Origin of the sequence: Novosphingobium tardum (assembly GCF_042652045.1) — a bacterium.
Lineage (GTDB): Bacteria > Pseudomonadota > Alphaproteobacteria > Sphingomonadales > Sphingomonadaceae > Novosphingobium > Novosphingobium tardum.
The window spans coordinates 285,161-311,510 of the sequence record NZ_JBHSDR010000003.1; the positions used below are offsets into that span (position 1 = coordinate 285,161).

The 26,350-nt window shown below is 69.1% G+C and carries 28 protein-coding genes and 1 tRNA gene; 20 read left to right on the plus strand and 9 right to left on the minus strand.

Annotation, left to right across the window (positions count from 1 at the left end):
* Positions 1 to 53: 53 nt before the first annotated feature.
* The 8 genes from ctrA to ACFO0A_RS01490 all read left to right on the plus strand — a co-directional run bounded on the left by ctrA (position 54) and on the right by ACFO0A_RS01490 (position 6,567).
* Positions 54 to 749: a response regulator transcription factor CtrA gene (gene ctrA, locus ACFO0A_RS01455; RefSeq protein ID WP_379537205.1), complete on the plus strand. Its 696-nt coding sequence runs from the start codon at positions 54 to 56 to the stop codon at positions 747 to 749.
* A gap of 206 nt (positions 750 to 955) precedes the next feature.
* Positions 956 to 1,543, plus strand: coding sequence for a J domain-containing protein (locus tag ACFO0A_RS01460; RefSeq protein ID WP_379538134.1), 588 nt, complete (start codon positions 956 to 958; stop codon positions 1,541 to 1,543).
* Positions 1,544 to 1,822: 279 nt separating this feature from the next.
* Positions 1,823 to 2,020, plus strand: a complete 198-nt coding sequence (locus ACFO0A_RS01465) for a hypothetical protein (RefSeq protein ID WP_379537206.1) — start codon at positions 1,823 to 1,825, stop codon at positions 2,018 to 2,020.
* Positions 2,017 to 2,754, plus strand: coding sequence for a tRNA (guanine(46)-N(7))-methyltransferase TrmB (trmB, locus tag ACFO0A_RS01470; RefSeq protein ID WP_379537207.1), 738 nt, complete (start codon positions 2,017 to 2,019; stop codon positions 2,752 to 2,754). Before ACFO0A_RS01465 ends, trmB begins: the two co-directional genes overlap by 4 nt.
* Positions 2,755 to 2,873: 119 nt before the next feature.
* Positions 2,874 to 3,638 (plus strand): sulfite exporter TauE/SafE family protein, encoded by a 765-nt coding sequence (locus tag ACFO0A_RS01475; RefSeq protein WP_379537208.1) that lies wholly within the window; start codon positions 2,874 to 2,876, stop codon positions 3,636 to 3,638.
* Positions 3,639 to 3,725: 87 nt separating this feature from the next.
* The gene (locus ACFO0A_RS01480; protein WP_379537209.1) at positions 3,726 to 4,790 is read left to right on the plus strand and encodes a type III polyketide synthase; all 1,065 of its coding nucleotides are present in this window, start codon (positions 3,726 to 3,728) and stop codon (positions 4,788 to 4,790) included.
* Positions 4,787 to 5,503, plus strand: coding sequence for a methyltransferase domain-containing protein (locus tag ACFO0A_RS01485; protein ID WP_379537210.1), 717 nt, complete (start codon positions 4,787 to 4,789; stop codon positions 5,501 to 5,503). The genes ACFO0A_RS01480 and ACFO0A_RS01485 overlap by 4 nt, the downstream gene beginning before the upstream one ends.
* The gene (locus ACFO0A_RS01490; protein ID WP_379537211.1) at positions 5,482 to 6,567 is read left to right on the plus strand and encodes an NAD(P)/FAD-dependent oxidoreductase; all 1,086 of its coding nucleotides are present in this window, start codon (positions 5,482 to 5,484) and stop codon (positions 6,565 to 6,567) included. The genes ACFO0A_RS01485 and ACFO0A_RS01490 overlap by 22 nt, the downstream gene beginning before the upstream one ends.
* Before the next feature lie 13 nt (positions 6,568 to 6,580).
* On the opposite strand, the gene ACFO0A_RS01495 is transcribed toward ACFO0A_RS01490, so the two are convergent.
* The gene (locus ACFO0A_RS01495; RefSeq protein ID WP_379537212.1) at positions 6,581 to 8,845 is read right to left on the minus strand and encodes an NADP-dependent malic enzyme; all 2,265 of its coding nucleotides are present in this window, start codon (positions 8,843 to 8,845) and stop codon (positions 6,581 to 6,583) included.
* A gap of 113 nt (positions 8,846 to 8,958) precedes the next feature.
* Here ACFO0A_RS01495 and mutS point away from each other — a divergent pair, with 113 nt between their 5' ends.
* Positions 8,959 to 11,574, plus strand: coding sequence for a DNA mismatch repair protein MutS (mutS, locus tag ACFO0A_RS01500; protein ID WP_465263012.1), 2,616 nt, complete (start codon positions 8,959 to 8,961; stop codon positions 11,572 to 11,574).
* A 102-nt stretch (positions 11,575 to 11,676) separates the two neighbouring features.
* Positions 11,677 to 12,447, plus strand: coding sequence for a hypothetical protein (locus tag ACFO0A_RS01505; RefSeq protein ID WP_379537213.1), 771 nt, complete (start codon positions 11,677 to 11,679; stop codon positions 12,445 to 12,447).
* Between the two features lie 19 nt (positions 12,448 to 12,466).
* On the opposite strand, the gene ACFO0A_RS01510 is transcribed toward ACFO0A_RS01505, so the two are convergent.
* On the minus strand, positions 12,467 to 13,792 hold the full coding sequence (locus tag ACFO0A_RS01510) for a NupC/NupG family nucleoside CNT transporter (protein ID WP_379537214.1): 1,326 nt from the start codon (positions 13,790 to 13,792) through the stop codon (positions 12,467 to 12,469).
* A 109-nt stretch (positions 13,793 to 13,901) separates the two neighbouring features.
* Between ACFO0A_RS01510 and ACFO0A_RS01515 the strand changes: the two genes are divergently transcribed.
* From ACFO0A_RS01515 to ACFO0A_RS01545, 7 genes are all read left to right on the plus strand, one after another.
* Entirely contained in the window at positions 13,902 to 14,555 is a 654-nt protein-coding gene (locus ACFO0A_RS01515) for a queuosine precursor transporter (RefSeq protein ID WP_379537215.1), read from the plus strand.
* A complete protein-coding gene (gene argB / locus ACFO0A_RS01520) occupies positions 14,555 to 15,451 on the plus strand; it encodes an acetylglutamate kinase (protein WP_379538136.1) in 897 nt (298 codons plus the stop codon). Before ACFO0A_RS01515 ends, argB begins: the two co-directional genes overlap by 1 nt.
* A 49-nt stretch (positions 15,452 to 15,500) precedes the next feature.
* Positions 15,501 to 16,088: a hypothetical protein gene (locus tag ACFO0A_RS01525; protein WP_379537216.1), complete on the plus strand. Its 588-nt coding sequence runs from the start codon at positions 15,501 to 15,503 to the stop codon at positions 16,086 to 16,088.
* A gap of 108 nt (positions 16,089 to 16,196) precedes the next feature.
* Entirely contained in the window at positions 16,197 to 16,490 is a 294-nt protein-coding gene (locus ACFO0A_RS01530; RefSeq protein WP_379537217.1) for a YggT family protein, read from the plus strand.
* 4 nt (positions 16,491 to 16,494) lie between these two features.
* Entirely contained in the window at positions 16,495 to 17,385 is an 891-nt protein-coding gene (folD, locus tag ACFO0A_RS01535) for a bifunctional methylenetetrahydrofolate dehydrogenase/methenyltetrahydrofolate cyclohydrolase FolD (protein ID WP_379537218.1), read from the plus strand.
* Complete coding sequence (locus ACFO0A_RS01540; protein ID WP_379537219.1) at positions 17,385 to 18,077, plus strand: hypothetical protein; 693 nt, start codon at positions 17,385 to 17,387, stop codon at positions 18,075 to 18,077. Before folD ends, ACFO0A_RS01540 begins: the two co-directional genes overlap by 1 nt.
* Positions 18,078 to 18,081: 4 nt before the next feature.
* Positions 18,082 to 18,702, plus strand: coding sequence for a MarC family protein (locus ACFO0A_RS01545; protein WP_379537220.1), 621 nt, complete (start codon positions 18,082 to 18,084; stop codon positions 18,700 to 18,702).
* Between the two features lie 10 nt (positions 18,703 to 18,712).
* Here the strand turns inward: ACFO0A_RS01545 and ACFO0A_RS01550 are convergent, their stop codons facing one another.
* The gene (locus tag ACFO0A_RS01550; protein WP_379537221.1) at positions 18,713 to 19,342 is read right to left on the minus strand and encodes an LON peptidase substrate-binding domain-containing protein; all 630 of its coding nucleotides are present in this window, start codon (positions 19,340 to 19,342) and stop codon (positions 18,713 to 18,715) included.
* A 13-nt stretch (positions 19,343 to 19,355) separates the two neighbouring features.
* Entirely contained in the window at positions 19,356 to 20,270 is a 915-nt protein-coding gene (locus ACFO0A_RS01555) for a tetratricopeptide repeat protein (RefSeq protein ID WP_379537222.1), read from the minus strand.
* Between the two features lie 200 nt (positions 20,271 to 20,470).
* Between ACFO0A_RS01555 and ACFO0A_RS01560 the strand changes: the two genes are divergently transcribed.
* The 3 genes from ACFO0A_RS01560 (at position 20,471) to ACFO0A_RS01570 (ending at position 22,661) form a co-directional block, all read left to right on the plus strand.
* Positions 20,471 to 20,545: transfer RNA gene (locus ACFO0A_RS01560), tRNA-Gly, on the plus strand.
* A gap of 104 nt (positions 20,546 to 20,649) precedes the next feature.
* Positions 20,650 to 21,402: a leucine-rich repeat domain-containing protein gene (locus ACFO0A_RS01565; protein ID WP_379537223.1), complete on the plus strand. Its 753-nt coding sequence runs from the start codon at positions 20,650 to 20,652 to the stop codon at positions 21,400 to 21,402.
* Between the two features lie 101 nt (positions 21,403 to 21,503).
* Positions 21,504 to 22,661, plus strand: a complete 1,158-nt coding sequence (locus ACFO0A_RS01570; protein WP_379537224.1) for a CaiB/BaiF CoA transferase family protein — start codon at positions 21,504 to 21,506, stop codon at positions 22,659 to 22,661.
* A gap of 9 nt (positions 22,662 to 22,670) precedes the next feature.
* Here the strand turns inward: ACFO0A_RS01570 and ACFO0A_RS01575 are convergent, their stop codons facing one another.
* From ACFO0A_RS01575 to ACFO0A_RS01595, 5 genes are all read right to left on the minus strand, one after another.
* On the minus strand, positions 22,671 to 23,858 hold the full coding sequence (locus ACFO0A_RS01575) for a saccharopine dehydrogenase family protein (RefSeq protein WP_379537225.1): 1,188 nt from the start codon (positions 23,856 to 23,858) through the stop codon (positions 22,671 to 22,673).
* Positions 23,855 to 24,556, minus strand: a complete 702-nt coding sequence (locus ACFO0A_RS01580) for a DoxX family protein (protein ID WP_379537226.1) — start codon at positions 24,554 to 24,556, stop codon at positions 23,855 to 23,857. The genes ACFO0A_RS01575 and ACFO0A_RS01580 overlap by 4 nt, the downstream gene beginning before the upstream one ends.
* Positions 24,557 to 24,631: 75 nt before the next feature.
* Positions 24,632 to 25,186 (minus strand): dCTP deaminase, encoded by a 555-nt coding sequence (gene dcd / locus ACFO0A_RS01585; RefSeq protein WP_379537227.1) that lies wholly within the window; start codon positions 25,184 to 25,186, stop codon positions 24,632 to 24,634.
* 16 nt (positions 25,187 to 25,202) lie between these two features.
* The gene (locus tag ACFO0A_RS01590; RefSeq protein ID WP_379537228.1) at positions 25,203 to 25,655 is read right to left on the minus strand and encodes a cytidine deaminase; all 453 of its coding nucleotides are present in this window, start codon (positions 25,653 to 25,655) and stop codon (positions 25,203 to 25,205) included.
* A complete protein-coding gene (locus tag ACFO0A_RS01595; protein WP_379537229.1) occupies positions 25,652 to 26,350 on the minus strand; it encodes a glycoside hydrolase family 25 protein in 699 nt (232 codons plus the stop codon). Before ACFO0A_RS01595 ends, ACFO0A_RS01590 begins: the two co-directional genes overlap by 4 nt.

Consider the following 26,350-nt stretch of genomic DNA (forward strand, 5'->3'; position numbering starts at 1 on the left):
TTCCGGGGGAGGGAAGGGCCGATCGAAAGTGAACAGGCAAGAAGGGGCTTGCGATGCGCGTTTTGCTGATCGAGGACGAGCCGACCACGGCCAAGGCCATCGAGCTGATGCTGACGACCGAGGGGTTCAACGTCTATGGCACCGACCTGGGCGAGGAAGGCCTCGATCTGGGCAAGCTGTATGATTACGACATCATCCTGCTCGACCTGAACCTGCCCGACATGCACGGTTACGACGTGCTCAAGAAGCTGCGGGTCGCCAAGGTCCAGACACCCGTGCTGATCCTTTCGGGTATTTCCGAAATGGATTCCAAGGTCCGCAGCTTCGGCTTCGGCGCCGACGATTACGTGACCAAGCCGTTCCACCGCGAAGAACTCGTCGCCCGCATCCACGCGGTCGTCCGCCGTTCGAAGGGCCACTCGCAGTCGGTCATCCGCACCGGCAAGCTTTCGGTCAACCTCGACGCCAAGACGGTCGAAGTCGATTCGGCGCGGGTCCACCTGACCGGCAAGGAATACGCGATGCTCGAGCTGCTTTCGCTGCGCAAGGGCACCACGCTGACCAAGGAAATGTTCCTCAACCACCTTTACGGCGGGATGGACGAGCCCGAGCTCAAGATCATCGACGTGTTCATCTGCAAGCTGCGCAAGAAGCTGGCCCATGCCTGCGAGGGCGAGAACTACATCGAGACCGTGTGGGGCCGTGGCTACGTGCTGCGCGATCCCGAGGACCGCGCCGAGGCCGCCTGACCGCTGCTTTCGCGTTCGTAACGCCAATCGAATCGGCCCGCCTGGCAACAGGCGGGCTTTTTCGTTGGCATCGGGACGGGGGCGCAGGTCCGGCCGCCCATCGCCGGCGTCGCTTCTCCTGACGAACCGCGCAGGCTTCACACATTGCCCAAACTAGGCCATCCACGGGCCTTCGGGCCGCGGTGCCGAGGGGGGAATGCGTGGCGATGACCGACGACGGGCCTTTTGTCGATCTGTACGATATCCTGGCGGTCGACTGGGAGTGCGACGCCAAGACGCTCGAGATCGCGTACCGGCACCTCGCCAAGCTGTACCACCCCGACCATCCCGAAACCGCCGACGTCACCCGCTTCAACGAGGTGATCGAGGCCTATCGCACGCTCCGTAACCCCGAGCAGCGGGCCGAGTACGACCTGCTCTACATCGCCAACACCGACGGTGTGACGTTCCGGTCACCAGCGGGAGCGGACGGCCAGGTCGACGAGCAGGCGCCGCTCACCGACGCCGAGATACACGCCAAGACGCTGCGGATGCTCTACAAACGCCGGCGCGAACATGCGCTGGACCCCGGCGTCGGCCCGTTCGCCGTCCAGGAGATGCTGGGCTGCACGGACGAGCATTTCGAATTCCACGTGTGGTATCTCAAGGCCAAGGGCTGGATCGAGACGACCGAGGCGGGCACCTTGGCCATCACCATCGACGGGATCGACCACGTCATCGCCAGTTCGCAGACCGCGCGGGCGGAAAAGCTGCGGATCGCGCAATCGGAACCACAACAGCCGCTTCGACCTTGACAAAACGAACCATATAGGTTATATGCTGCCGCGCAACGGGTGCGGTGGGCGGTCAGCGCTTCGCCTCTCGTCCCCCGCGTGACGGCCGGTGCCCGCCTGGCGGCGAGCGCCGCTTTGCCGAAAAGGACATCGGGAGCGGGAGCGCACGGCGCCCGCATCGCGCAGCGGAGCCAGTCCGCAGGACGTGACGGCAAGGGAGCGAGCCCGCCCCGTCACCCCCCGATGCCGCAGGGCCGACCGGACGGTTTCGCAGCGATTCCCCGTCCGGCGTTCGCAACAATGATCGCGCAGCCACGCCCGTATGGCCCGGGCCACCATGCACCGGCCGTCGCCCGTTGCTTTTCCCGGCGTAATCCCGCGCTCGCCCGCGGGCGCGTAGCCGTGCCCGAAATCCCCGCGATCATGACCGAATACGGCTCGTTCCGGCCCGAACGGCTTTACACGACCCGCCCCGCCGCCCTAGCGGGCGCGGGATGACCGCGCACAAACCTGGCGACCCGACCACACTCAACCGCCTCTACGGCCGGTCGAAGGGCAAGACCCTGCGCGCAGGCCAGCAGGACCTGGTGGAGACGCTGCTGCCGCGCATCGCGGTGCCGGCGGAGGGACCGGTGACGTCCGCCGCGCTGTTCGGCGACGAGCGCCCGCTCCATTTCGAGATCGGCTTCGGCGGGGGCGAGCACCTGGCCGCGCGCGCCGACATGCTGCCCGACCACGGCTTCATCGGGGCCGAGCCGTTCCTGAACGGCGTCGCCCAGGCGCTGGTCCACGTCGACGGCGGACGGACGAGCGAAGGCACCCCGGCCGGCCCGCCGCTGGGCAACATCCGCCTCCATCACGGCGATGCGCTAGAGGTCCTAGCGCGCCTGCCCGACGCGTCGCTGCGCTTCGTCTACCTGCTCCATCCCGATCCCTGGCCCAAGGCCCGCCATGCCAAGCGGCGGATGATGAACGACGGCCCGGTCGACCTGATCGCCGCGAAGCTCGCCCCGGGCGGCGAATTCCGCTTCGGCACCGATCATCCGATCTACCTGCGCCATGCACTGATGGTCATGCAGCGGCATGCCGGCCAGTTCGAATGGCTGTGCCAGGGACCGCAGGATTTCCAGAACCGGCCCGGCGGCTGGCCCGAGACCCGCTACGAGGCCAAGGCCCGGCGGCTGGGCCACGAGGTGTGGTACTTCCGCTACCGGCGCCGCCCCGCGAATTGAGCGCCGGCGGGCCGGTCCGGCGCGCAAAATCCCCGCCTTGGCGCGCCGCGAGTTTTTCTTGCTCGCACGCTGCGGTTTATTGTCTATCGGAACAGTCGAGTTTTACCGGAGACAAGCCGATGGACCTGGGCAGTTTCGATCTTACCCCGATTCTGCCGTTCATCGCGGTGGGCTTTGCCGCCCAGATCGTCGACGGCGCGCTTGGCATGGCCTTCGGGGTGATTTCCAACACCCTGCTCGTGGCGGTGATGGGGGTGCCTCCCGCGCTCGCGTCGCAGCGCGTCCACATCGTCGAATGCTTCACCACCGCGACCTCGGCCATCAGCCACATGCTCCACGGCAACGTCGACCGTAAGCTGTTCCTGCGCCTGCTCGTGCCCGGCATGATCGGCGGAATCCTGGGCGCCTACGTGCTGACCTCGGTCGATGCGGGGATCGTGAAGCCGTTCGTCCTGCTCTACCTGACCGGGATCGGGCTCTACCTGTTCTGGCGCGGCCTGCTCTATCCGCCGACCCAGCGCGAGGCCAAGCACGTCGCGCCGCTCGGCCTCGTTGGCGGCTTCCTCGATGCCGCGGGTGGCGGCGGCTGGGGGCCGGTGGTCACATCGAACCTGCTGATCCAGGGGGCCGATCCGCGCCGCGTGGTGGGCACGGTCAACACCGTCGAATTCTTCCTCACCGTGACCGTGTCGCTGGCCTTCATCTACAACCTCGGCCTCGCCGACGTCGCGGGCGCGACGCTCGGCCTGCTGATTGGCGGGATCGCGGCAGCCCCCTTCGGCGCCTTCGCGGCCAAGCGGATCGCCCCCAAGCACATGCTGATCCTGGTCGGCATCGTGCTGACCGCGACGAGCGCCTACGGGGTCTATCGCGCCTGGGGATAAGGCAGCGGCGCAACGCGGGACTGGCGCGCGGCACGAAAACATGATCGAAGCGTTGGACCGGCACCTTTTGCAAGGCTTTCCAGTCCCGTGCCACCCTATCTCAACGCCATCGGTACCGCGGTCCCGGGGCACGATATTCACGCAGCATTCCAGCGCTGGGCGATGGACCAGCTGCCCGCGGCGAAAGCGCCGCTGTTCGCGCGCATGGCCGCGCGTTCGGGCATCGCGCACCGCTGGTCCGTGCTTGAGCAATCGCCCGGCGGCGGATCGCCGGTGGACCCCGGCGGGTTCTATGCCGACAGCCCCTATCCCGGCACCGGCGCGCGAATGGAGCTTTATGCCCGCGCCGCGCCCGAGCTGGCGCTTCAGGCCATCGCCGCGCTGGCCGCCCAGGCCCCGCTGGGCGAGATCAGCCATCTTGTCGTGGCCAGCTGCACCGGCTTCGTCGCCCCGGGGATAGACCAGATCGTCGCCACGCGGCTGGGGCTCGCGCCGTCGGTCGAACGGCTGCTGATCGGGTTCATGGGCTGCTATGCCGCGATCGCCGCGCTGCGCAGCGCGCGCCACATCGTCCGCTCCGATCCCGCCGCGCGGGTCCTGGTCGTGACGGTCGAGCTGTCGACGCTGCACCTGTCTCCTGCCGACGAGCTCGAACCGCTGCTGGCGATGCTCCAGTTCGGCGACGGCGCCGCCGCCGCGCTGGTCACCGGGGAGCCCGCCGGGCTCGCGATCGGCAGGCCGTTCGCGACGACCCTGCCCGATTCGGCCGATCTCATCCGCTGGGACATCACCGATCGCGGGTTTGCCATGCACCTTTCGGGTGAAGTTCCGGGCCGCATCGCCGCGGGGCTGGCCGACCCCGGCTTTGCCGCCGAAGTGACGGGAAGCCGCCCGCCCGCCGAAATCGACGCCTGGGCGGTCCACGCGGGCGGACGCTCGATCCTCGATGCCGTGGCCCGCGGCCTCCACCTCGACGAGCACGCGCTCGACGATTCGCGCGCGGTGCTGCAGGATTACGGCAACATGTCCTCGGCGACGCTCATGTTCGTGCTCGCCCGCATTCTCGCCGGCCCGCCGTTGGGCGAAGGCGTGGCGCTGGCCTTCGGTCCCGGCCTTGCGGCCGAGGGTTTCGCCTTTTCCAGCGCGCCATGACCCTCAGCGCGCGCGCCCAGGCCGACGAGCTGATGGATGCGCCGGACCTGGCGGCCGACACTTATGCCGCGGTCGTCGGCGACCTCGCCAAGGTGAATGTGGTGACGATGGCCGCCCGGCCCACGCTGGCGTTCCTGAAGCGCGCCATCGCCGGTCGCCGGCCCGCGCAAGGCGCGTGGCGCATCCTCGACGTGGGCTTCGGCGACGGCGACATGCTGCGCCGGATCGCCCGCTGGGCGCAGCGGCGCAGCGTCGCAGTGGAATTGGTCGGAATCGACCTCAACCCGCGCAGCGAACTGGCGGCGCGGGCGCATACGCCGGACGGACTGGCAATCGACTGGCGCACCGGCGACTATGCCGACCTGGCGGGCGAACCTTGGGACATCGTCATTTCCAGCCTCGTCGCGCATCACATGTCCCACGCCCAGCTCGTCGCGTTCCTGCGCTTCATGCAGGCCCATGCCCGCGCCGGCTGGCTCGTGAACGACCTCCACCGCCACCGCTTCGCCCACGCCGGGTTTCCGCTGCTGGCGCGGCTGTTCGGCTGGCACCGCATCGTCCGGCTTGATGGCACGCTTTCGATCGCGCGCAGTTATCGCCCGGGCGAATGGCCGCCGCTGCTGGCGGAGGCGGAAATCGCCGACGCCCGCGTCTATCGCGTCTTCCCGTTCCGGCTGTGCGTGGAGCGGCTGTGCCCGCTCACCCCGCACTGATCGTCGGCGGCGGGCCGGCGGGAGCCGCCGCGGCGATCACGCTCGCCCGCGCGGCCATGCCTCACCTCCTGCTCGAGCGCAGCCGCGAAACGGGCGATGCGCTGTGCGGCGGCTTCCTGAGCTGGCGGACGCTCGAGACGCTCGCCGGGCTCGGCATCGCCGCCGCCGACCTCAATCCGGTTCCCACTTTACGGACGCGGCTTTTTGCCGGGACCAGCGTTGCCGAAAGCCCGCTTCCCCGCCCGGCCTGCTCGGTTTCGCGCCATCGGCTCGACACCGTGCTTCTGGCCGCGGCGATAGGGGCAGGGGCGCGGGTGGAGCGCGGCGTCGCGGTGCGCGAGATCGGGGACAGCGTGCGCCTCGATGACGGGGCGGAGCTTGCCGCCGACACGGTGTTCCTCGCCTCGGGCAAGCATGATGTGCGCGGGGCGGCGCGACCTGCGGGCGCCCGCGGCAGCGATCCGTCGCTCGGCCTCAGGGTCCGGATCGCCGCCGCGCCCGCGCTCGCCGCGCTGGTCGGCGACGCGGTTGAACTCCACCTGTTCGAACGGGGCTATGTCGGGGTGGCGCTGCAGGAGGATGGCAGCGCGAACCTGTGCATGGCGGTCCACCGCTCGCGCCTGCAGGAGGCGGGCAGCCCCGAGGCGCTGCTCGCCCAGCTTGCCGCGGACCATCCCGCGCTGGGTGAGCGCCTGGCCTTTCGCAGCGGCAGCGAGCCGATCGATGCTGTCGCCAACGTCCCTTACGGCTGGCACGCCGCGCAGGGCGCACCGGGCCTGTTCAGGCTGGGCGACCAGGCGGGAGTAATCCCGTCGCTGGCGGGCGAAGGGATGGGCATCGCGATCGCCAGCGGTGTATCTGCCGCCGCCGCCCATGCTGCGGGCCTGGGCGGACAGGCCTGGCAGGAACGCTTTGCAAGGCGCATCGCGCGGCCGATCGGACTGGCCGACACGATCCGATCAGCCGCCGAAAACCCGCTGGGAGCGCGCGCGCTTGTCGCGACGGCCCGGGCGCTTCCCGCGTCCATGGGCTGGGCCGCCCGGATGACCCGCATCGCCGATTGAGCGCTGTCGCGCCTTAGCCGGCGACTCCCGCCGCCGCGAGGACCGCCAGCGTCAGGATGTCGGACGCGTTCGAGCTCATCGCCGCGATCTGCACGGGCTTTTCCATCCCGATCAGCATCGGCCCGATCGTGGCGTTGCCGGCCAGTTCGCGCAGCAGCTTGGCCGACAGGTTGGCCGATTGCAGCCCCGGCATGACAAGGACGTTGGCCGGAGCGGACAGGCGGCTGAACGGGTAGTTGGCCATCGTCACCGGGTTGAGCGCGGCATCGGGCGCCATTTCGCCTTCGTATTCGAACCCGGGAGGATTGGCGTCGAGAATGCCGACCGCCTCGCGGATGTTCTCGAGCCAGCGGCCCGGCGGATTGCCGAAGGTCGAATAGCTGAGGAACGCGACGCGCGGTTCGTGGCCGAGCTTGCGGGCCACTTCGGCGGTGCCGATGGCGATCTGCGCGAGTTCTTCCGAGCTCGGACGCTCGTTGATCGTCGTGTCGGCCAGGAACACCGTGTAGTTCTTGCCGATCATCAGGTGGATCCCGAACGGCAGCATTTCGGGGCGAGGATCGAGCACCTGGCGCACTTCGCGCATGGTCTGGGCAAAGGGCCGGGTGATGCCGGTGATCATCGCATCGGCCTGCCCCAGCGCGAGCAGCGCCGAGGAGAAGACGTTGCGATCCTGGTTCACCATCCGCCGGATGTCGCGCTGGAGGAAGCCTCGCCGCTGGAGCCGGTGGTAGAGATATTCGACCATCGCGGGCACGTGCTCGCTGATCGCGGAATTGTGGATTTCGAAGCTGTCCGGATCCTCGATCCCCAGTTCCTTGAGCTTGTCGCGCACCGCCTGGTCGCGCCCGACGAGGATCGGGGTGCCGTAGCCGCCTTCGCGGAACTGGATCGCGGCGCGCAGCACGACCTCGTCCTCGGCCTCGGCGAAGACCACGCGCTTGGGATTGAGCCGGGCCGCGTCATAGACCTGGGTCAGGACCGAGGTCGTCGGGTTGAGCCGCGACTTCAGGCTGTTGCGATAGATGTCGAAGTCTTCGATCGGCTTCTGCGCCACGCCCGAATCCATCGCCCCCTTGGCGACGGCGGACGAGACGACCTCCATCAGCCGCGGATCGAACGGGGCGGGGATGATGTAGTCGCGCCCGAACTGCATCGACTGGCCGCCATAGGCCGCGGCGACTTCCTCGGGCACCTGTTCGCGCGCAAGCTGGGCGATGGCGCGCGCCGCGGCGATCTTCATCTCATCGTTGATCGCGGTCGCGCGCACGTCGAGCGCGCCGCGGAAGATGAAGGGAAAGCCGAGGACGTTGTTGACCTGGTTGGGATAGTCGGACCGCCCGGTGGCGACGATGCAGTCGGGCCGCGCGGCCTTGGCCTCGGGCGGGGTGATCTCGGGGTCGGGGTTGGCCATCGCGAAGATGATCGGCTGCGGCGCCATCTTCATCACCATCTCGGGCTTGAGCGCGCCCGCCGCCGACAGGCCGAGGAAGATGTCGGCGCCGACCAGCGCTTCTTCCAGGGTGCGCGCGTCGGTATCGACGGCGTGGGCCGACTTGAACTGGTCGACGTCGGCGCGCCCGCGCCAGATCACGCCGCTTCGGTCGCACATGATGACGTTCTCGTTGCGCACGCCCATCGCCTTGATCAGCGCGGTGCAGGCGATCGCCGCCGCGCCCGCGCCGTTGACCACGACCTTCACGTCGGACAGCTGGCGCCCGGTGAGGTAGCAGGCGTTGAGCAGCCCGGCGGCGGAAATGATCGCGGTGCCGTGCTGGTCGTCGTGCATGACCGGAATCTTGAGCCGGTCCTTCAGTGCCTGCTCGATCACGAAGCACTCGGGCGCCTTGATGTCCTCGAGGTTGATGCCGCCGAAGCTCGGCTCCATCAGCGCGACCGCTTCGATGAACTTGTCGGGATCCTCGGTGTCGAGTTCGATGTCGATCGAATCGACGTCGGCGAAGCGCTTGAACAGGACCGCCTTGCCTTCCATCACCGGTTTCGATGCGAGTGCGCCGAGATTGCCCAGGCCAAGGATCGCGGTCCCGTTCGAGATCACCGCGACGAGGTTGCCCTTGGCGGTATAGTCATAGGCGGTCGCGGGATTTTCGGCGATGGCGCGCACCGGCACGGCGACGCCGGGGGAGTAGGCCAGGCTGAGATCGCGCTGCGTCGCCATCGGCTTGGAGGCGATGATCTCGATCTTCCCGGGCCGTCCGGTCGAGTGGAAGAACAGTGCCTCGCGTTCGGTGAACTTGACGTTGCTTTCATCGGACACTGGCATTCCCCTCGAACTGACGCGTGCGGTGCGTAGCGCGGTCACGCGGCGGGGGAAAGCGCTCGCGCCCCGCCTTTCGCGAATCATCCGGCCTCGGCTAACGCGGTCGGGCGATGGACGCGCCCGCCACCACCCCCATGATGACGCAGTATCTCGCGCTCAAGCGCGAGGCGGGCGAGTGCCTGCTGTTCTACCGCATGGGCGACTTCTTCGAGCTGTTCTTCGACGATGCGCGCGAGGCCGCGCGGATCCTCGACATCGCGCTGACCACGCGGGGCGAGCACGGCGGTGCGCCGATCCCGATGTGCGGCGTGCCCGTCCACGCCGCCGAGAGCTATCTCGCCCGTCTGATCCGCGCGGGCTGCCGGCTCGCCATCGCCGAGCAGGTCGAGACGCCCGAGGCAGCGAAGCGGCGCGGCGGGTCCAAGGCGCTGGTCGCGCGCGACATCGTCCGCTTCGTGACCGCCGGCACGCTGACCGAGGAAGCGCTGCTCGAGCCGCGCCGCGCCAACGTGCTGGCGGCGGTGTGCGAAGTGCGCGGCGCGATCGGCATCGCCGCATGCGACATTTCGACCGGGCGGATGGAGCTCGAGGACTGCGCGCCCGAGATGCTCGGCGCCGCGCTCGCCCGGCTCGGTCCGACCGAAGTGGTCGCGCCCGAAGGCTGGGAGCAGGCGCCCGACGACGCCATCGCGCGTCCCGCCGCCGGGTTCGCCAGCGACGCCGGTGAGGCGAAGCTCAAGGACCTGCACGGTGTGGCCACGCTCGACGGGTTCGGGCAGTTCGGCCGCGCGATGCTGGCGGCGGCGGGCGGGCTGCTGGCCTATCTCGACCATGTCGGCCGGGGCCGAATGCCGCTGCTCCTGCCGCCGGTGGCGCGGGCGCCGGCGCAGACGATGGCGATGGACGAAGCGACGCGCGCCAGCCTCGAGGTGCTGGCCGCGAGCCAGGGCGGGCGCAAGGGGAGCCTGATCGACGCGATCGACCGCTGCGTGACCGGCGCGGGCGCGCGGGCGCTGGCCGAGGACCTGTCCGCCCCGCTGACCGACCTCGCCGCGATCCAGGCCCGGCTCGCGCTCGTCTCGTGGCTGCACGACGATCCCCTGCTGCGCGGCGATCTGCGCACGGTGCTGCGCGCGCTGCCCGACATCGGCCGCGCGCTGGGCCGCGTCGTGGCCGGACGGGGCAGCCCGCGCGACCTCGGCCAGATCCGCGACGGGCTGGCCGAGGCGCGGCGGGTGCGCGATCACCTGGCGCAGCGCGAGGACCGACCCGCGCTGCTCGACGCGCTGATGCCCGCGCTGGGCGGCCACGGCGCGCTGACCGATCTCTATACCCGCGCCCTTGTCCCCTCCCCGCCGACGACGCGCGACCAGGGCGGCTATATCGCCGAAGGCTACGACGCGGCGCTCGACGCGCTGCGCCAGACCAGCGGCCACGCCCGCCGCGCGATCGCCGCGCTCGAGGCCAAGTACCGCGCCGAGACCGGGATCGCCGCGCTCAAGATCCGCCACAACGGCGTCTTGGGCTATTTCGTCGAAGTGCCGGCGCGCGCCGCCGACGCGCTGATGGCGCCCGAATCGGGCTTCACTCACCGCCAGACGATGGCCGGGGCGGTGCGGTTCAACGCGCTGGCTCTGCATGAAGAGGCGAGCCGCATCGCCGAAAGCGGCGGGCACGCGCTGGCCGCCGAGGAAGCGCATTTCGAGGAGCTCGTGGCCCACGCGGTGGCGGCGCGCGAAGCCATCGCGCTGACTGCCACCGCTCTGGCCCGGATCGACGTCGCGGCGGGACAGGCGGAACGCGCGGCGGAGGGGCGCTGGGCGCTGCCCCACGTCGTCGACGCGCCGTGCCTCGCGATCACCGGCGGCAGGCACCCGGTGGTCGAGGCGGCGCTCGCCGAAACGCGCGGGGGCGGCGCGCAGCGGTTCGTCGCCAACGACTGCACGCTTTCGCCCGAGGACCGGCTGTGGCTGATCGGCGGGCCTAACATGGGCGGCAAGTCCACCTTCCTGCGCCAGAACGCGCTGATCGTGCTCCTTGCCCAGGCGGGCGGGTTCGTACCCGCCGACAGCGCCACCGTAGGGCTGGTCGACCGCCTGTTCAGCCGCGTCGGGGCGAGCGACAACCTTGCTCGCGGGCGCTCCACCTTCATGGTCGAGATGGTCGAGACTGCCGCGATCCTCGCCCAGGCGACCGAGCGCAGCTTCGTGATCCTCGACGAGGTGGGCCGCGGCACCTCGACCTACGACGGGCTCGCGCTCGCCTGGGCGGTGGTCGAGGCGGTGCACGAGACCAACCGCTGCCGCTGCCTGTTCGCTACCCATTATCACGAGCTGACCCGGCTGGCCGAGACTTGCGACGCGCTTTCGCTCCACCACGTCCGCGCGCGCGAATGGAAAGGGGATCTCGTGCTCCTTCACGAGCTGGCCGAGGGGCCTGCCGACAAGAGCTACGGCCTGGCGGTCGCCCGGCTTGCCGGGGTGCCGCCGGCGGTGGTGAAGCGCGCGAGGGCGGTGCTCGACAAGCTGGAAAAGGGGCGCGCCGCCACCGGCGGGCTGGCCGCAGGGCTCGACGACCTGCCGCTGTTCGCCGCGGCCGCAGCGGCCGAGGAAGAACAATGCGACGAACTGCGCGAACGGCTGAAGGCGCTCGACGTCGATGCGCTGAGCCCGCGCGAGGCGCTGGACGAGCTCTACCGCCTGAAACGCGAGGCCGATCCCGGCTGACGGCGGGGGAGAACCTCTGCGCCGGGCCGGGCCCGCGATTGACACGGCGGCAGCGAAGGAAGACCATCGGGCGCGGTCGCGGAAGGGAGAGGGGACTTCCCGATGGCGACGCGTGCCACCCGCTTCGCGGCATTCCACCGCGCCGACCGCAACTTCTATCTCGGCTTCGTGATCGCCGGCTGGCTGGGGGTGCTGGGCGGTTTCGCCCCGCCGCTGGCCGGGCGCTTTGCCGGCCATGCCGACTATCCCGCTCCGCCCGTACTGCACATTCACGCGCTGGCATTCACTACGTGGATGGTGCTGCTTGCCGTCCAGGTCCTGCTGGTGCGCACGGGACGCACGGCCGTTCACCGCCGGCTCGGCATGGTGAGCGTCGGCCTCATCCCGATCATGGTCCTGTCGGGGTTCTTCTCCGAGGTCTACAGCCAGCGGTTCTACCTGATGCATCCGCCCAACAGCCAGGCGTTCTTCATCATCCCCATCTTCGATGTCCTCGCATTCGGCGCGCTGGCCGCAGCGGCCATCGCCAATCGCGGCGCCCCCGCGACACACAAGCGCCTGCTCTATCTGGCGACGGCGATGATCGTCGGCGCGGCCTGGACCCGCGTGATGGGGAGGCCGCTGGGCGCGCTGTCGGGTGACGGCTACCTCGGCATGATCGTGAACACGTTCACCTCGACCAACCTGTTCCTGCTTGCCGTCGTCGTCTTCGACGTGGTCACGCGGGGGCGGCCGCACCCGGTTCTGGTCGCGCTGGTCCCGGCGATCGTCGCCGGCGAGTTCGCGGTGTCGTGGATCTATCACGCGCCCGGCTGGCTACCCGTTGCCCACGCCATCGCCGCCAACCTTCCCGGTCCGCCCCTGACCGGATGACGGGACGGGCTGAGGCGCGCTAGAGGCTTAGGAACAGCCCCGCCAGCGCCGCGCTCATCAGGTTGGAGAGCGAGCCCGCGGCCAGCGCCTTGATCCCTAGCCGCGCGATGACCGGGCGCTGGTTGGGGGCAAGCCCGCCGGTCACCGCCATCTGGATCGCGATCGAGCTGAAGTTGGAAAAGCCGCACAGCGCGAAGGTCACGACCGCGACGGTGTGGGGCGAAAGCGCGGTCGCCTTGCCCAGATCGATGAAGCCGACGAACTCGTTCAGGACGAGCTTCGTTCCGAAGAAACCGCCGGCGCGCAGCGCCTCGGCCCAGTCGGCCGCGCCGAGCAGCCAGAACACGGGCGCGAAGATCGTGCCGAGGATCGCCTCGAACGAAATGTCGGGATAACCGAACCAGCCGCCGATCCCGCCAAGGATGCCGTTGGCCATCGCGACCAGCGCCACGAAGGCGAGCACCATCGCGCCGACCGCGACCGCCAGCTTCACGCCGGTCTGCGCGCCCTGGCTGGCAGCCATGATCAGGTTGGCGGGACGCTCCTCGTCGGGCTCGGTCGCCGGAACTTCCATGATCGTGGGGGTGATCGTGGCCGGATCGTGCGGATTGGGCAGCGGTGGCCCGCCCTCGTTCTCCTCGGCCAGGACGGCGGCTTCGGTCCCCGGCGCGGGCACGTACTTGGCCGGCGGCTCGTCGGGCATGATCATCTTGGCCATCAGCACCCCGCCCGGCGCCGACATGAACGCCGCCGCCACGAGATAGTCGATGCGGATTCCCATGCTGGCGTAGGCCGCCAGGATGGTGCCCGCGACCCCGGCCATGCCGACGGTCATCACGCAGAACAGCTGGCTGGGCGTCAGCGCGGCGAGGTAGGGGCGGATCACCAGCGGCGATTCAGACTGGCCGACGAAGATGTTCGACGCCGCGCAGAGCGATTCGACCTTGCTGATCCCGGTGATCTTTTCCAGCCCGCCGCCGATCCAGCGGATCACCAGCTGCATGATGCCGAGGTAATAGAGGATCGAGATGAGCGCGGCGAAGAAGATGATCACCGGCAACGCGGCGATGGCGAAGCTGGTGCCGCCGATCTCGGGCGCGGCAAGCGGGCCGAACAGGAACGCTACCCCCGCCTTGGCATAGCCGAGCAGCCCCTCGACGCCGTGCGCCGCGCCTTTCAGCGCGGCATTGCCCGGCGGGAAGTAGAGCACCAGCGCGGCGAAGCCGGCCTGCAGCGCGAACGCCGCGGCGACGACCCGCAGGCGGATCGCGCGCCGGTTCGACGACAGCAGGAACGCGGCCAGCAGGATGAGCGCCATCCCGAGGAGTGAATAGACAACGCGCATCGGGAAGCTCCGCACCGAGTAGTTGCGGGTGTTCCTAGTGGCGAAAGCGGCTGCGGGCAAACGCAGCGCATGGGTTTTCCCCGCGCGCACAACCCGCTATCGGGCGCCGATGCAGACCACGCCTCCCGCGCCCGAACTTCCCCGCTCGCTCTTCGCGTTCGCGCTGTTCTATGGCGGCATGGTCACGCTGGGCGGCGTGCTGGGGGCCAAGCAGGTCGCGCTGGGGCCGCTCGCGGTCGAAGCCGGGATTTTTCCGTTCCTCACCCTCGTCGGCATTTCGAGCGGCATCGCCGAGCTTCACGGCAAGGCGGTGGCCGACCGGCTGGTGCGCTACGGCTTCGCGCCGCTGGTGGCCGCAATCCTGCTTACCCTGTTCGTGCTCCAGCTTCCCACCGACGAGGGCATGTACCCGCCGGCCAAGGAAGCCTTCCCGATCATCCTCGGCCAGTCGTGGCGGATGATGTTCGCCGGGATCATCGCCTATGGCGTGTCGGTTACGCTCAACCTTTGGATCTTCGACCGGCTGCGCGCCGCGACCGGGCGCCTGTCGGGCCTGCGCGGCTTCGTCGCCGCTGCGCTCAGCCAGATCGTCGACACGCTGATCTTCATCACCGTGTCGTTCTGGGGCGTGCGCCCGATCCTCGACCTCATGCTCGGCCAGATGCTGGCCAAGGTCGTGCTTTCGGCCGTCCTGGTGCCGGTCATCATCTGGATCGTCGTCCATCTCGGCCGCCGGCTCGACAGCGCAAAGGGAGCCGCATGATGCGCGCGACCGAGAACCCCGAGATGCTCGCCAAGGCGGAAACACTCACCGAGGCGCTGCCCTATCTGCAGCGTTATGCCGGGCGCACCTTCGTGGTGAAGTACGGCGGCCACGCGATGGGCGACCCCGACCTCGCGCACGATTTCGCCCAGGACGTGGTGCTGCTGAAGGCCGTCGGGATCAATCCCGTGGTGGTCCACGGCGGCGGCCCGCAGATCGGTGCGATGCTCAAGCGCCTGGGGGTTGAATCGACCTTCGTCGACGGGCTGCGCGTCACCGACCGGGAAACCGCGCAGGTCGCCGAAATGGTCCTGTCGGGCGCGATCAACAAGGAACTGGTCGGCTGGATCGCCGGCGCGGGCGGCAAGGCGCTGGGCATCTCGGGCAAGGATGCCGGCCTCGTCACCGCACGCAAGGTCGAGCGCACGACCAAGGACCCCGACAGCAACATCGAAAGCGTGGTCGACCTGGGCTTCGTGGGCGAACCGGCGCACGTCGATACCACGATCATCGACACCGCGGTCGCCGCCGGGATGATCCCCGTCATCGCCCCCATCGGGGCGGGCGACGATGGCCATACCTACAACATCAACGCCGACACGATGGCCGGGGCGATCGCCGCGGCGCTGGGCGCGGCGCGGCTATTCCTGCTGACCGATGTCGCGGGCGTGCTGGACAAGTCGGGCGCGCTGCTGACCGATCTCAACCCCGCGGATATTGCCTCATTGCAAGCCGACGGCACGATCAGCGGCGGCATGATCCCCAAGCTGGAGACCTGCGTCGCCGCGGTCGAGGCGGGATGCGAGGCGGCGGTCGTGCTCGACGGGCGCGTGCCGCACGCGATGCTGCTCGAAATCTTCACCAGCCGCGGCGCGGGGACCCTGATCCGCGCCTGAGCGCCCGCGCCTTCAGGAACGGAAGCGCGCCCCGGGCGTCGTTCCCACCATGAAGAACCACTTCGCGGCCCTTGCCACGCTCGCCCTCGTCGCCTGCAACCAGGCGGCCCCGGTTCCGGAAGCATCTGCGACGGCCGAGCCCGGCCTGGCCACGCCGACGCCCGTCGCAGCAGGCGACACCGCGCCTTCGCCCACGCCGTCGCCTGCTGCGAGCGATGGCACGCCTGCGCCGGCCAATACCGGGACGCTCGCTTCCACGGCCGGCAAGGCGCCGCCGGAATCGCGCGATCCGCAGGTCGTGCTCGCCTGGTGGCGCAACGCACTGGAAACGCACGACTATGCCACCGCAAGGCGCGTCTGGGGCCAGAACGGCACGACAAGCGGGCAGACCCCGCAGGCGTTCGCCGCCGCATGGGACAAGTACCGCATCATCGACATCACCACGGGCAAGGGCGACCAGGAAGGCGCCGCGGGGTCGAGCTATTACGAGGTCCCGGTGACCGTCACCGGGCTGCGCCGCGACGGCAAGCCCTACAACCTGGCGGGTAAGGTCACCCTGCGCCGCGTGAACGACATCGAGGGCGCCACGCCGGAACAGCTGCGCTGGCATATCGAAAGCAGCACGCTCAAGCCCTGAGCGGAGCGCGCGAACGCCCTCGCGTTCCCGTATTATGCAGTTGATACACCGGTCGCCGCTGGGCTAACAGGCGCGGGACTTCCCGCCGCCACGAAAGGCCCGGCAACCGTGCTCGTCTATACCCTGATCGACATCCTCACCTACCTGATGAACATCATCGTCATCGTGGTGATCGTCCAGTTCGTGCTGAGCCTGCTAATCTCGTTCAACGTGGTCAACATGCACAACAACGGCGTCGCCGCGGTGTGGAAAGCGGTGAACGCCATCCTCGAGCCGCTGCTCGCCCCGATCCGCAAGATCATGCCCGACACCGGGATGATCGACCTGTCGCCGATGGTGTTGATCATCGGGCTGTCGATCGTGATCCGGCTGCTGTCGGTCATCCCGTATTACACCGGCTAGGCGAATGAGCGCCGAGATCATCGACGGCAAGGACTTCGCCGGGGGATTGCGCGCCCGCGTTGCCGAGGCTGCCGCGGAATTCGAGGGCGTGACCGGCCGCAAGGCGGGCCTCGCCGTGGTCCTCGTCGGCGACGATCCGGCCAGCCAGGTCTATGTCCGGTCCAAGGGCAAAGCCACGATCGAGGCTGGCATGGCCAGCTTCGAGCACAGGCTGCCCGCCGACACCTCGCAGGCCGACCTGATACGATTGGTCGGCGCGCTCAACACCGATCCCGCGGTCGACGGCATCCTCGTCCAGTTACCGCTGCCCGACCACCTCGACGAACATGCCGTGGTCGAGACGATCGACCCGTCCAAGGACGTCGACGGACTGACCCCGATCAGCACCGGGCGCCTTGCGCTGGGTCTGCCGGGTCTGGTGCCGTGCACCCCGCTCGGCTCGCTGATGCTCCTCAAGGACCGGCTCGGCAGCCTGTCGGGGCTGGACGCGGTGGTGATCGGGCGCTCGATCTTGGTCGGCAAGCCGATGGCCCAGCTGCTTCTGAGCGAAAGCTGCACCGTGACAATTGCGCACAGCCGCACGCGCGACCTGCCCGCCGTCGTCCGCCGGGCGGACATCGTCGTCGCGGCGGTCGGGCGGCCCGAAATGATCAAGGGCGACTGGATCAAGCGCGGCGCGACCGTGATCGACGTCGGCATCAACCGCCTTCCTCCAGAAACCGAGGGCGCAAAGGGCCGGCTGGTCGGCGACGTCGATTTCGCCTCGGCCAGCAAGGTCGCCGATGCGATCACGCCGGTTCCGGGCGGGGTCGGCCCGATGACGATCGCCTGCCTGCTGCGCAACACGATGGTCGCCGCGCAGCGCCGCGCGAACATCCATTCGAAGGATCTGTGATGCGCTTTGCCCCCTTTGCCGCCACGGCCATTGTCGCACTCGGCCTGGCGGGCTGCGCTGGCGGAGCGGGCTCCAACGGCGCGCGGCTGCGTCCCTCGGCCAATCCCAGCGCCGTGATCGCGGCCGAGCTCGCCTTTGCCCAGGCCGCGCAGGCCAAGGGCCGGTGGACCGCTTTCCGCGACACGTCGACCGACGATGCGGTGATGTTCACCCCTCAGCCGGTCAACGCTCACCAGTTCCTCAAGGGCAAGCCCGATCCCGCTCAGGCGCTGAAATGGCAGCCCTACGAAGTCTGGTCGAGCTGCGACGGCAGCCTCGCGGTCGACAAGGGCGCCTGGCAGGCAGCCGCCGGCGCCACCGGCTTCTTCACCACGATCTGGCAGCGCCAGAGGAACGGCGACTACAAGTGGGTCTATGACGGCGGCGACGCGCTGCCGGCGCCGGTTCCCACTGCCGAGATGATCGGGGCGCACGTCGCCTCGTGCGAGCATCTGGACAAGGCGACGCCGTACCCCGCGATCCTGAGCCCGGTCGGGGTGCGCTACCTCACCGGCCAGTCGGACGACCGCAGCCTGCGCTGGACCGCGCGGGTGGATGCCGCGGGCGCCCGCGTCTTCCGCGTCGAGCTGTGGAACGGAGTGTCCTACGACGAGGCCCTGCGCCAGGACATCGCCGCCCCGGCAGCGGGCTGAGCGCTTGCTCGATCTCTTTCTCTCGGCTTTCGTCACCCTGTTCGTCGTGATCGACCCGCCCGGCTGCGCCCCGATCTATGCCGGGCTGACCAAGGGCGCCACGCACGCCCAGGCCCGTTCGATGGCGATCCGCGCCTGCCTGATCGCCACCGCCATCCTCCTCGTCTTCGCGATGTTCGGTGAAAGCCTGCTGACGGGCCTGCATATCGATCTCGACAGCTTCCGCATCGCCGGCGGGATCATGCTGTTCCTGATCGCGCTCGACATGGTGTTCGAGAAACGCACCCAGCGGCGCGAGGAGCGGGCGGAGAAGATCATGGCCACGCCCGAGGTCGAGGATGTCTCGGTCTTTCCGATGGCGATGCCGATGATCGCCGGACCGGGCTCGATCGCCACGGTGATGCTGCTGATGGCGCGCAGCGACGGCCTGGAAGCCAGCCTGGTGATGCTGGCCGCGCTCGCCGCGGTGATGATCCTCACGCTCGTCGCCCTGCTCGCGGCGGGGCCGATCATGCGCCAGCTCGGCGCGCGAAGCGAAGCGGTGATCACGCGCCTGCTGGGCGTGCTGCTGGCGGCGCTGGCGGCGCAGTACGTGATCGACGGGGTGAAGGCGAGCTTCGGCTAGCTCGCGGGGACTACTGCAGCGTTACTCGGTTGTCGTCGCCGCCGTCGTGGCGGCCGAAGAACTGCATCAGCTGGATCAGGAGTTCGCACCGGGCCTCGAGCCCGTCGGCCTCGAGAAGGGCCTGCTTGGCCGCCGCGTCGAACGGCGCGATCTGGGACACGCCGTTGATCAGGGAAATGTCGTCGAGCCGGGCGACCGAATCCCAATCGACGCTGTAGCCCTGGGCATCGGCGAAGCGCCGCGCCTCGCGCTCGAACGAGGCGCGTTCGACCGCGCTCAGGGCCTCGTCGTCGTCGTCCTCGATCAGTTCGGCCTCGACCTGGCGAAACGGCGTCGTGGCGGGCAGTTCGCGGATCAGCCGGAACCGGCTGCGCCCTTCGAGGACGATGTTGAAACGCCCGTCGTCGAGCGCCTCGACCTGGTCGATGTGGCCGACGCAACCGATCGTGAACAGGGGTGCATCGTCCTGTGTCCCGCGCGGCTGGATCATCGCGATCCGCCGGTCGCGGGCCAGCGCGTCGGTCACCAGCGCGCGGTAGCGCGGCTCGAAGATATGCAGCGGAAGCTGCAGGCCGGGAAACAGCAGCGCCCCGGGCAGCGGAAAGATCGACAGCCGCGCAAGAGTGCCCGTTCCGGTCATGGCCGCGCCGCGATCATCCGAACAGGACCGTGGAAAGCTTGCGCCGGGTCGCCGCGACCCAAGGATCTTCCAGTCCGATTGCCTCGAAGATCTGGAGCAGGCGGGCGCGCGCCGCGCCGTCGTTCCAGTCGCGGTCGGCGGCGATCATGGCCAGCAGCTTGTCGGCCGCTGCATCGCGGTCCCCGCCCGCGAACAGCGCGTTGGCATAGGCAAGCTGCGCATCCATGTCGGCGGGCCGCTCGGCCGCCGCGGCGCGCAGTCCCTCGATCTCGCCGGCTGCCGGGGCATCAGCGGCAAGGGCAAGCGCCGAACGCGCCTGCGCCAGCGCAGGGTCGGCAGCCAGCTTGGGGTCGAGCGCGTCGAGCACTTCCTGCGCCTCGTCGGTGCGCCTGCCGGCGATGAGCGCACGGATAAGCCCGGCATGCGCCGCGGCGTTGTCCGGGGCGATTTCGACGATCCGGCTGAAGATGCCGGCCGCGCGCTCGCCGTCGCCGCCGATCAGCACGTCCTCGCCCATGGTGAGCAGCGGGGCGATATCCTGCGCCGCCTGATTCGCCGTGCCCGCCTGGATCGGCAGCTTGGCGAGCAACTGGTCGAGGATGTCTTTCAGCTGCGATTCGGTGCGCGCCGGGGTGAGATCGGCAACCGGCTGGCCCTGGAACAAGGCATAGACCGTGGGGATCGAGCGCACCTGAAACTGCGCCGCGATGAAGGCTTCCTCGTCGACGTTGATCTTGGCCAGCACCACGCCGCGATCGGCATATTCGGCCGAGACCTTTTCCAGCACGGGGGTCAGCGCCTTGCACGGGCCGCACCATTCCGCCCAGAAATCGAGGATCACGAGGCTGGTCATCGACGGTTCGACCACGTTCTGGCGGAAGCGGTCGACTGCTTTCTGTTCGTCTAGATTGAGGCCGAGAGTCGCCAATGTTCGGTCTTTCGTGCTGGTGCGCCGGAGAAGCTACCATGTGGGAACGGCCGGCGGTTTGCCAAGGGCTTTATGGCGCACGGATCGGCGCGGCGGACACTGCGAGACGATTGGGGGCTTGCCGACCCCCGGAAGCGATGCTAACCGCGCGCCTCTCCCCGGACCCCGGCCCCTGCGCCGCGGTCCAGAAGGACGCACGAGCGGGCGTAGCTCAGGGGTAGAGCACAACCTTGCCAAGGTTGGGGTCGAGGGTTCGAATCCCTTCGCCCGCTCCAGTGCCGTGATCTTCCGATTCCTAGCACCATGATGATGCCCCTGTTGCCAACGGGGCGGAAGGTGTTGCAACCCCGTGTTTACCCGGCGCGCGTAGCGACGACGGGTGACCGAATCCGCGACCGCATCTCCTTCCGCCGGCAGCATCCTCGGCAACCGCTTTCGCGGCCATGTCGAGCGTGACTGGACCGAGTGGCGGGAGCGCCATTTCTACCCCGATGCAGCCGCCGTTCCGCACGACGCTGAGCGGGCGTGGATCACGCGCGACAAGCGCAACTGGGCGGGGATCGGGGCGAGGCCGGCGCTGCGCCACCTCGTCGCGGCCAATGTGGACCAGCCCTTGCTCGACGAGATCGGCAACTTGCGCGACCTGGAACGGCTCGAACTGGAATGGCCGACCCTCGCCAGCGACCTCGCGCCCCTGCTGAACCTGACGAAGCTGCGCTTCCTGAGCATCGACAGCCCGCGCAAGCTGGCCGATTTCGCACCGCTTCTCGACCTTCCGGCCCTGCGCACGCTCCTGATTACCAATGCCAAGGCGATGACCGACCTCGCCTGGCTGCGCGGGGCGACCCGGCTCGAGGTGATCGGCATCGAGGGCGGCATGTTGAGCCCCTACACGATCCCCTCGCTGGACCCCTTGGCCAGCCTGCCGGGCTTGCGCGCGTTCCTAGGCGTCTCGACGAAACTGGCCGATCGCCGGCTCATGCCGCTGGCCGAATGCCCCGCGCTGGAATTCGTCCAGATCGCCTGTGTCGCTCCCCGCACCGAATTCGGGCGGCTGCACGCCGCGCGCCCCGACATCCACTGCGACTGGTTCGATCCCGACCTGCCCGACACGCTCTTTCCCCGGCGCTAGGTTATCGCTGCATCGGGATGCCGCTTTGCGTCGCCTCGTCCGCTTTGCACTTGCCGCGCGCGCCTCGCCTCGCCTAGCCCATTCCCGCAAGGGAGACGGCGATGACGGCGAGTGCGAGCGATGGCGGGGCGATGCTGAGCGGGATCAAGGTTCTCGACCTGACCAGCGTGGTCTTCGGTCCCTATTGCACCCAGATCCTCGCCGACCTCGGCGCCGAGGTCACGAAAGTCGAGCCGCCCGAGATCGGCGATGTCGCGCGCTATCTCGGCAAGCCCGCGGTCTCGGCCGGGATGAGCCCGACCTTCATGGCGCTCAACGGCGGCAAGCAATCGCGTGCGATCGACCTCAAGAGCGAGGCCGGCGCGGCGCAGATGCAGGCGCTGCTCGCCGAATGCGATGTCTTCGTTCTCAATGTGCGGGGCAAGGCGGCTGAAAGGCTCGGCCTCGATTACGAGAGCGTCCGCGCGATCAACCCGCAAGTGATCTACGTTCACTGCGTCGGCTTCGGGCAGGAGGGTCCCTATGCCGACCTCCAGGCCTACGACGACGTGATCCAGGCCGCGACCGGCGCGACGACGCTCGCCAGCAGGGTCGATGGCGACCCGCGCGCGCGCTACATCCCCTCGCTGATCGCGGACAAGGTCGCCGGGCTCCATGCGGCCTACGGCGTGCTCGCGGCGGTGATCCACAAGCTGCGCACGGGCGAGGGCCAGCGCATCGAAGTACCGATGTTCGAGGCCTTTGCACAGTTCCTGCTGGTCGAGCATCTCGGCGGACTGACATTCGACCCGCCCAACGCGCCGGTCTGCTATTTCCGCCAGATCGACCCTGATCGCCAGCCGTTCCCGACCAGCGACGGCTACATCAGCATCGTCGCATACACCGCCAGCGCCTGGCCGCGCCTGTTCGCCGCGCTCGATGCCCCCGAAGTGCTCGAGGACGAACGCTTCGCGACGTCCGAGGGGCGGATGGCGCACTTGCCCGAGCTGTACCGGACGCTCGCCACGCTGACCCCGCGCTTCACTTCCGAAGAGCTTGCCGCGCGCTGCCACGCGGCGCAGATCCCCGCGCAGCCGGCGCGCGACATCGGCGAAATCCGCGGCGATCCGCACCTTGCCGCCACCGGGTTCTTCACCCGGCGCGAGCATCCGACCGAGGGCGCCTATCTCGAAATGGCGCAGCCGGTGCGCTTTTCCGCGCGTCCCTTCGAACCGCGGCCGTTCCCGCGCAAGCTGGGCGAGGACAACCCGCCCGAGTAGCGCGGGCCGTCAGTCTTCCGTCGCGAAAGTGATCTCGGCGTTGTCGCGCAGGCGCTTGACCAGCGCTTCGCCCAGGATCGCGCCGGGGGTGGCGATGCCGCCGGGCGCGTCGCTGTCGATCAGCGCGATACCGGTTTCGGCAAGCATCCGGCTGGTCGAGCCGTAGCCCGGATCGTAGCGGCCCTTGACCCCGTAGCGCAGCGTGCGGCCATCGGGGTATTCGCCGACGAAAAGCACGTCGTAGAAGCCGTTGTCGCGCTCCTCCTTCGTCGGTCCTTCGCCGGGCAGAGGATCGTCCGGCCGCCCGATCATCGGCGTCGTGGCGACGAACTGCGCGGCCTTTTCGCCCGCTTCGCCCGGCCCGGTAAGGATCATCTCGTCGTAGACAAAGTCCTTGCCGAACGGGAAACCGAGGACGGCGTTGGTGCGGTGGACGTTCTTGGTGTTGATCGCGGCCATGATGAACGGCGCGGCCCAGCTTCCCAGCCCCTCGTCGTATTCGGGCTTGTCGCCGCGCGGCTGCGGCGGGCCCTCGAAGCCCGGGGTCAGGCCGAACGAGCTAGCCAGGATCGGGATCAGCGACGGGTCCTTCGCCGCCGCCGCCATCGTCGCCTTGAGGCTGGCGGCGGTACCGCCCGAAGCCTTGCCCTGCATCGCCCGGACCCGGCCCTTGACCCGCGGCGCGGGCGCGCCGAACCGCGCGACCGCTTCCTTCTGGAGCATCAGCACGCCAAGGTCGAAGGGGATCGAATCGAAGCCCGAGGAGAACGCGACCCGCGACCCGCTTTCGCGTGCCGCGGCATCGTGCGCGTCGATCATGGCGCGCATCCAGCCCGGCTCGCCGCACAGGTCGGCATAGTCGGTGCCCTCGTCGATGCAGGCGGCCAGCACCGGCTCGCCATAGAGCTGGTAGGGGCCGACCGTTGTCAGCACGACCCGCGTCTGCTTGGCCATTTCGCGCAGCGAGGCGGGGTCGGACGCATCGGCCACGACGAGCGGGGTATCGGCAGGAGCGCCGATCAGGTCGCGGACTTCGGCCAGCTTGGCCGCGCTGCGCCCGGCCATCGCCCAGCGCGGCCGGTCGGCGCGATCACGATAGTGCTGGTCGAGGTATTCGGCAACGAGGCGGCCGGTGTAACCGGTCGCCCCGTAGACCACGATGTCGAACGGGCGTTCGTCGCGCGGAAGGACCGTCACGGCCGCAGACGCGGATCGATCGGAGTGCCTTCGTCGCGGTCGTCCACACCGTCGCGGTCGCGGTCCACGACCGGCGCGGGGCGGACCCGCTCGACCCGGTCGTCCACGCCGTCGCGGTCGCGGTCATGGTCGACGACGGGCGCGGCCACGGGGGCGACGACAGGGGCGGCGACGGGCGTGACCGTGGTCGCTCCCTCGGCGCGGCCTTCTGCCTTGGCGGCGCGCAGTTCGGCATCGCGGGCGCGTTCCTCGGCCGCGCGGGCCTCGACGAAGCCTTCGTGCTTGGCGGCCATCGCATCGTAGCTCGAACGCATCTGGCTGTGCGCGAACAGGCAGAGGAAGCCGCCGGCGATCGCGAGGTTCTTCATCGCCATCGCCGCCTGCATCGGATCGGTGATCTGGCGGTGGAAGAACAGGATGGTGACCAGGCAGAACCCGGCGAGGAGGATCGAGAATAGCCGGGTCATGAACCCGAGCGCGATGGCAAGTCCGCCGACCAGCTCGAATATCCCGGTTGGAATGGCAAGGCCCGCGGGCAGGCCGGCGGCGACGATCATGGCGTCGGTCGCGGCCGGATCGATGAGCTTGTTCGCCCCCGACACGATGAAGATGATGGCGAGCAGTATCCGCCCGACGATTGCTGCGATGACGTTCACTGTGGCGCTCTCCCCTTGTTCGCGCCCGGTCGTGTCCGTCATCGGACCCGACCCGCGCTCGCGCTAGTCAACCATGTCATGGCGGCGATGGTTCCCGCGCCGCCGCCACAGGGTGCGCTACAATTTGGGCAGAGTCACCCCTCGCTGGCCCATGTATTTGCCCGCGCGGTCGGCATAGCTCGTCTCGCACGGCTCGTTGCCCTGCAGGAACAGGAACTGGCACGCGCCCTCGTTGGCATAGATCTTGGCCGGCAGCGGGGTGGTGTTGCTGAATTCCAGCGTCACGTGCCCTTCCCAGCCCGGCTCGAGCGGGGTGACGTTCACGATGATCCCGCAGCGCGCGTAAGTCGACTTGCCGAGGCAGATCACCAGCACGTCGCGCGGCACGCGAAAGTATTCGACCGTGCGCGCCAGCGCGAACGAGTTGGGCGGTATCACGCAGACGTCGGTCTTGCGGTCGACGAAACTGTTGGAAGCGAAGTCCTTGGGATCGACGATCGCCGAATCGACGTTGGTGAAGATCTTGAATTCGTCGGCCACGCGCGCGTCGTAGCCATAGGACGACAGGCCGTAGCTGATGCAGCCGTCGCGCCGCTGGCTCTCGACGAACGGCTCGATCATCGCCTGTTCCTGCGCGGCCCGGCGAATCCACTTGTCCGAAAGTATGCTCACGCTGCCCCCTTGCCGATCATCCCAGACTGGCCGGACCGAACGCGTGGGGCAAGAGCGCGGCGAGCGTTGTCACCATCACATGGCCCTCGCCCGCGCACAGGATCTCGGGATCGGTCCCGCCAAGCTGCGCCAGTTCGTTGAGGACCTGGCGGCAACGCCCGCACGGGGTGATCGGATCGGTTCCTGCGACCGCAGCACCGTCCGCCCCGGCCGGCCCCCCGAAAACCGCCACCGCCACCAGTCCGCCGCGCCTGCCGGCATTCAGCGCGGCGGCGATCGCGGCAGTCTCGGCGCAGAGCGACAATCCGTAGCTCGCATTCTCGACGTTCGCGCCGCTGATTACCTCGCCATCGTCGAACAGCAGCGCGGCGCCGACGTGAAAGCGCGAATAGGGCGCGTAGGCCGCGGACGAGGCCAGGCGCGCCGCGGCGACCAGATCGTCCCGCACTTCCGATGACAGCGCGGTCATGGCCGGACCGCGATCCAGCGCAGGCGGCCGTCGACCGCTGGCGAGCGCAATCGCGTGTTCGCGGTCCACATCACCCAGGGGCGCCCGGCGTATCCCGGGGCGAAGTAGTCGCCGGTAAGCCAGAGATTGCGGTCGAGCATCGGAGCCAGCCTGTAGCGCGCTTCAAAGGCGGGCGACAGCTTGAGGATCGCCGGCTTGCCGACATGGCCCTCGATCTGGTTGAGGAAGGTCGTCAGTTCGCTGACCATCGCTGCCGGCGCGGGCGGCGCCGCACATTCGGCCTCGTCCAGGTCGAGCTCCACGGCGGGCGGGAGCAAGGCCGCGTCGCGCGGTACGACGGTCACGAAATTGGCAGCCTGCTCGCCCGCTCCGCGGCAGGGATCGTAGTGATGGACCGCGCCGACCTTCAGCCCCGCGGCGCGCGCTTCGGCCAGGCCTTCGGTAAAGGCGGGATCGCGCACGTCCGCGCCCGCGCTTGCGTCGAGATAGGCGAAGTCCGCGCCGCTCGCCTTCAGCGCCACCCAGTTGACCGCGCCGTCGGCCGCGCTCGTTTCGGTGCCCTGGATGGGATAGCGGGCGCGCGAGGGCATCCATTCGCCCGCCTGCCACCACGCGGCGATTCCCCCCACGAGGGACAGCAGCAATGCCGCGCCGCCGAGCCAGCGGCGGGCTCGCCTGGGTTTTCTGCCGGCCAT

Coding starts and splice junctions, on each gene's coding strand:
- ctrA (WP_379537205.1), top strand. CDS start 54: ATGCGCGTTTTGCTGATCGAGGACGAGCCGACCACGGCCAAGGCCATC.
- ACFO0A_RS01460 (WP_379538134.1), top strand. CDS start 956: ATGACCGACGACGGGCCTTTTGTCGATCTGTACGATATCCTGGCGGTC.
- ACFO0A_RS01465 (WP_379537206.1), top strand. CDS start 1,823: ATGATCGCGCAGCCACGCCCGTATGGCCCGGGCCACCATGCACCGGCC.
- trmB (WP_379537207.1), top strand. CDS start 2,017: ATGACCGCGCACAAACCTGGCGACCCGACCACACTCAACCGCCTCTAC.
- ACFO0A_RS01475 (WP_379537208.1), top strand. CDS start 2,874: ATGGACCTGGGCAGTTTCGATCTTACCCCGATTCTGCCGTTCATCGCG.
- ACFO0A_RS01485 (WP_379537210.1), top strand. CDS start 4,787: ATGACCCTCAGCGCGCGCGCCCAGGCCGACGAGCTGATGGATGCGCCG.
- mutS (WP_465263012.1), top strand. CDS start 8,959: ATGGACGCGCCCGCCACCACCCCCATGATGACGCAGTATCTCGCGCTC.
- ACFO0A_RS01505 (WP_379537213.1), top strand. CDS start 11,677: ATGGCGACGCGTGCCACCCGCTTCGCGGCATTCCACCGCGCCGACCGC.
- ACFO0A_RS01510 (WP_379537214.1), bottom strand. CDS start 13,792: ATGCGCGTTGTCTATTCACTCCTCGGGATGGCGCTCATCCTGCTGGCC.
- ACFO0A_RS01515 (WP_379537215.1), top strand. CDS start 13,902: ATGCAGACCACGCCTCCCGCGCCCGAACTTCCCCGCTCGCTCTTCGCG.
- argB (WP_379538136.1), top strand. CDS start 14,555: ATGCGCGCGACCGAGAACCCCGAGATGCTCGCCAAGGCGGAAACACTC.
- ACFO0A_RS01525 (WP_379537216.1), top strand. CDS start 15,501: ATGAAGAACCACTTCGCGGCCCTTGCCACGCTCGCCCTCGTCGCCTGC.
- folD (WP_379537218.1), top strand. CDS start 16,495: ATGAGCGCCGAGATCATCGACGGCAAGGACTTCGCCGGGGGATTGCGC.
- ACFO0A_RS01540 (WP_379537219.1), top strand. CDS start 17,385: ATGCGCTTTGCCCCCTTTGCCGCCACGGCCATTGTCGCACTCGGCCTG.
- ACFO0A_RS01550 (WP_379537221.1), bottom strand. CDS start 19,342: ATGACCGGAACGGGCACTCTTGCGCGGCTGTCGATCTTTCCGCTGCCC.
- ACFO0A_RS01570 (WP_379537224.1), top strand. CDS start 21,504: ATGACGGCGAGTGCGAGCGATGGCGGGGCGATGCTGAGCGGGATCAAG.
- ACFO0A_RS01580 (WP_379537226.1), bottom strand. CDS start 24,556: ATGACGGACACGACCGGGCGCGAACAAGGGGAGAGCGCCACAGTGAAC.
- ACFO0A_RS01590 (WP_379537228.1), bottom strand. CDS start 25,655: ATGACCGCGCTGTCATCGGAAGTGCGGGACGATCTGGTCGCCGCGGCG.
- ACFO0A_RS01595 (WP_379537229.1), bottom strand. CDS start 26,350: ATGGCCGGCAGAAAACCCAGGCGAGCCCGCCGCTGGCTCGGCGGCGCG.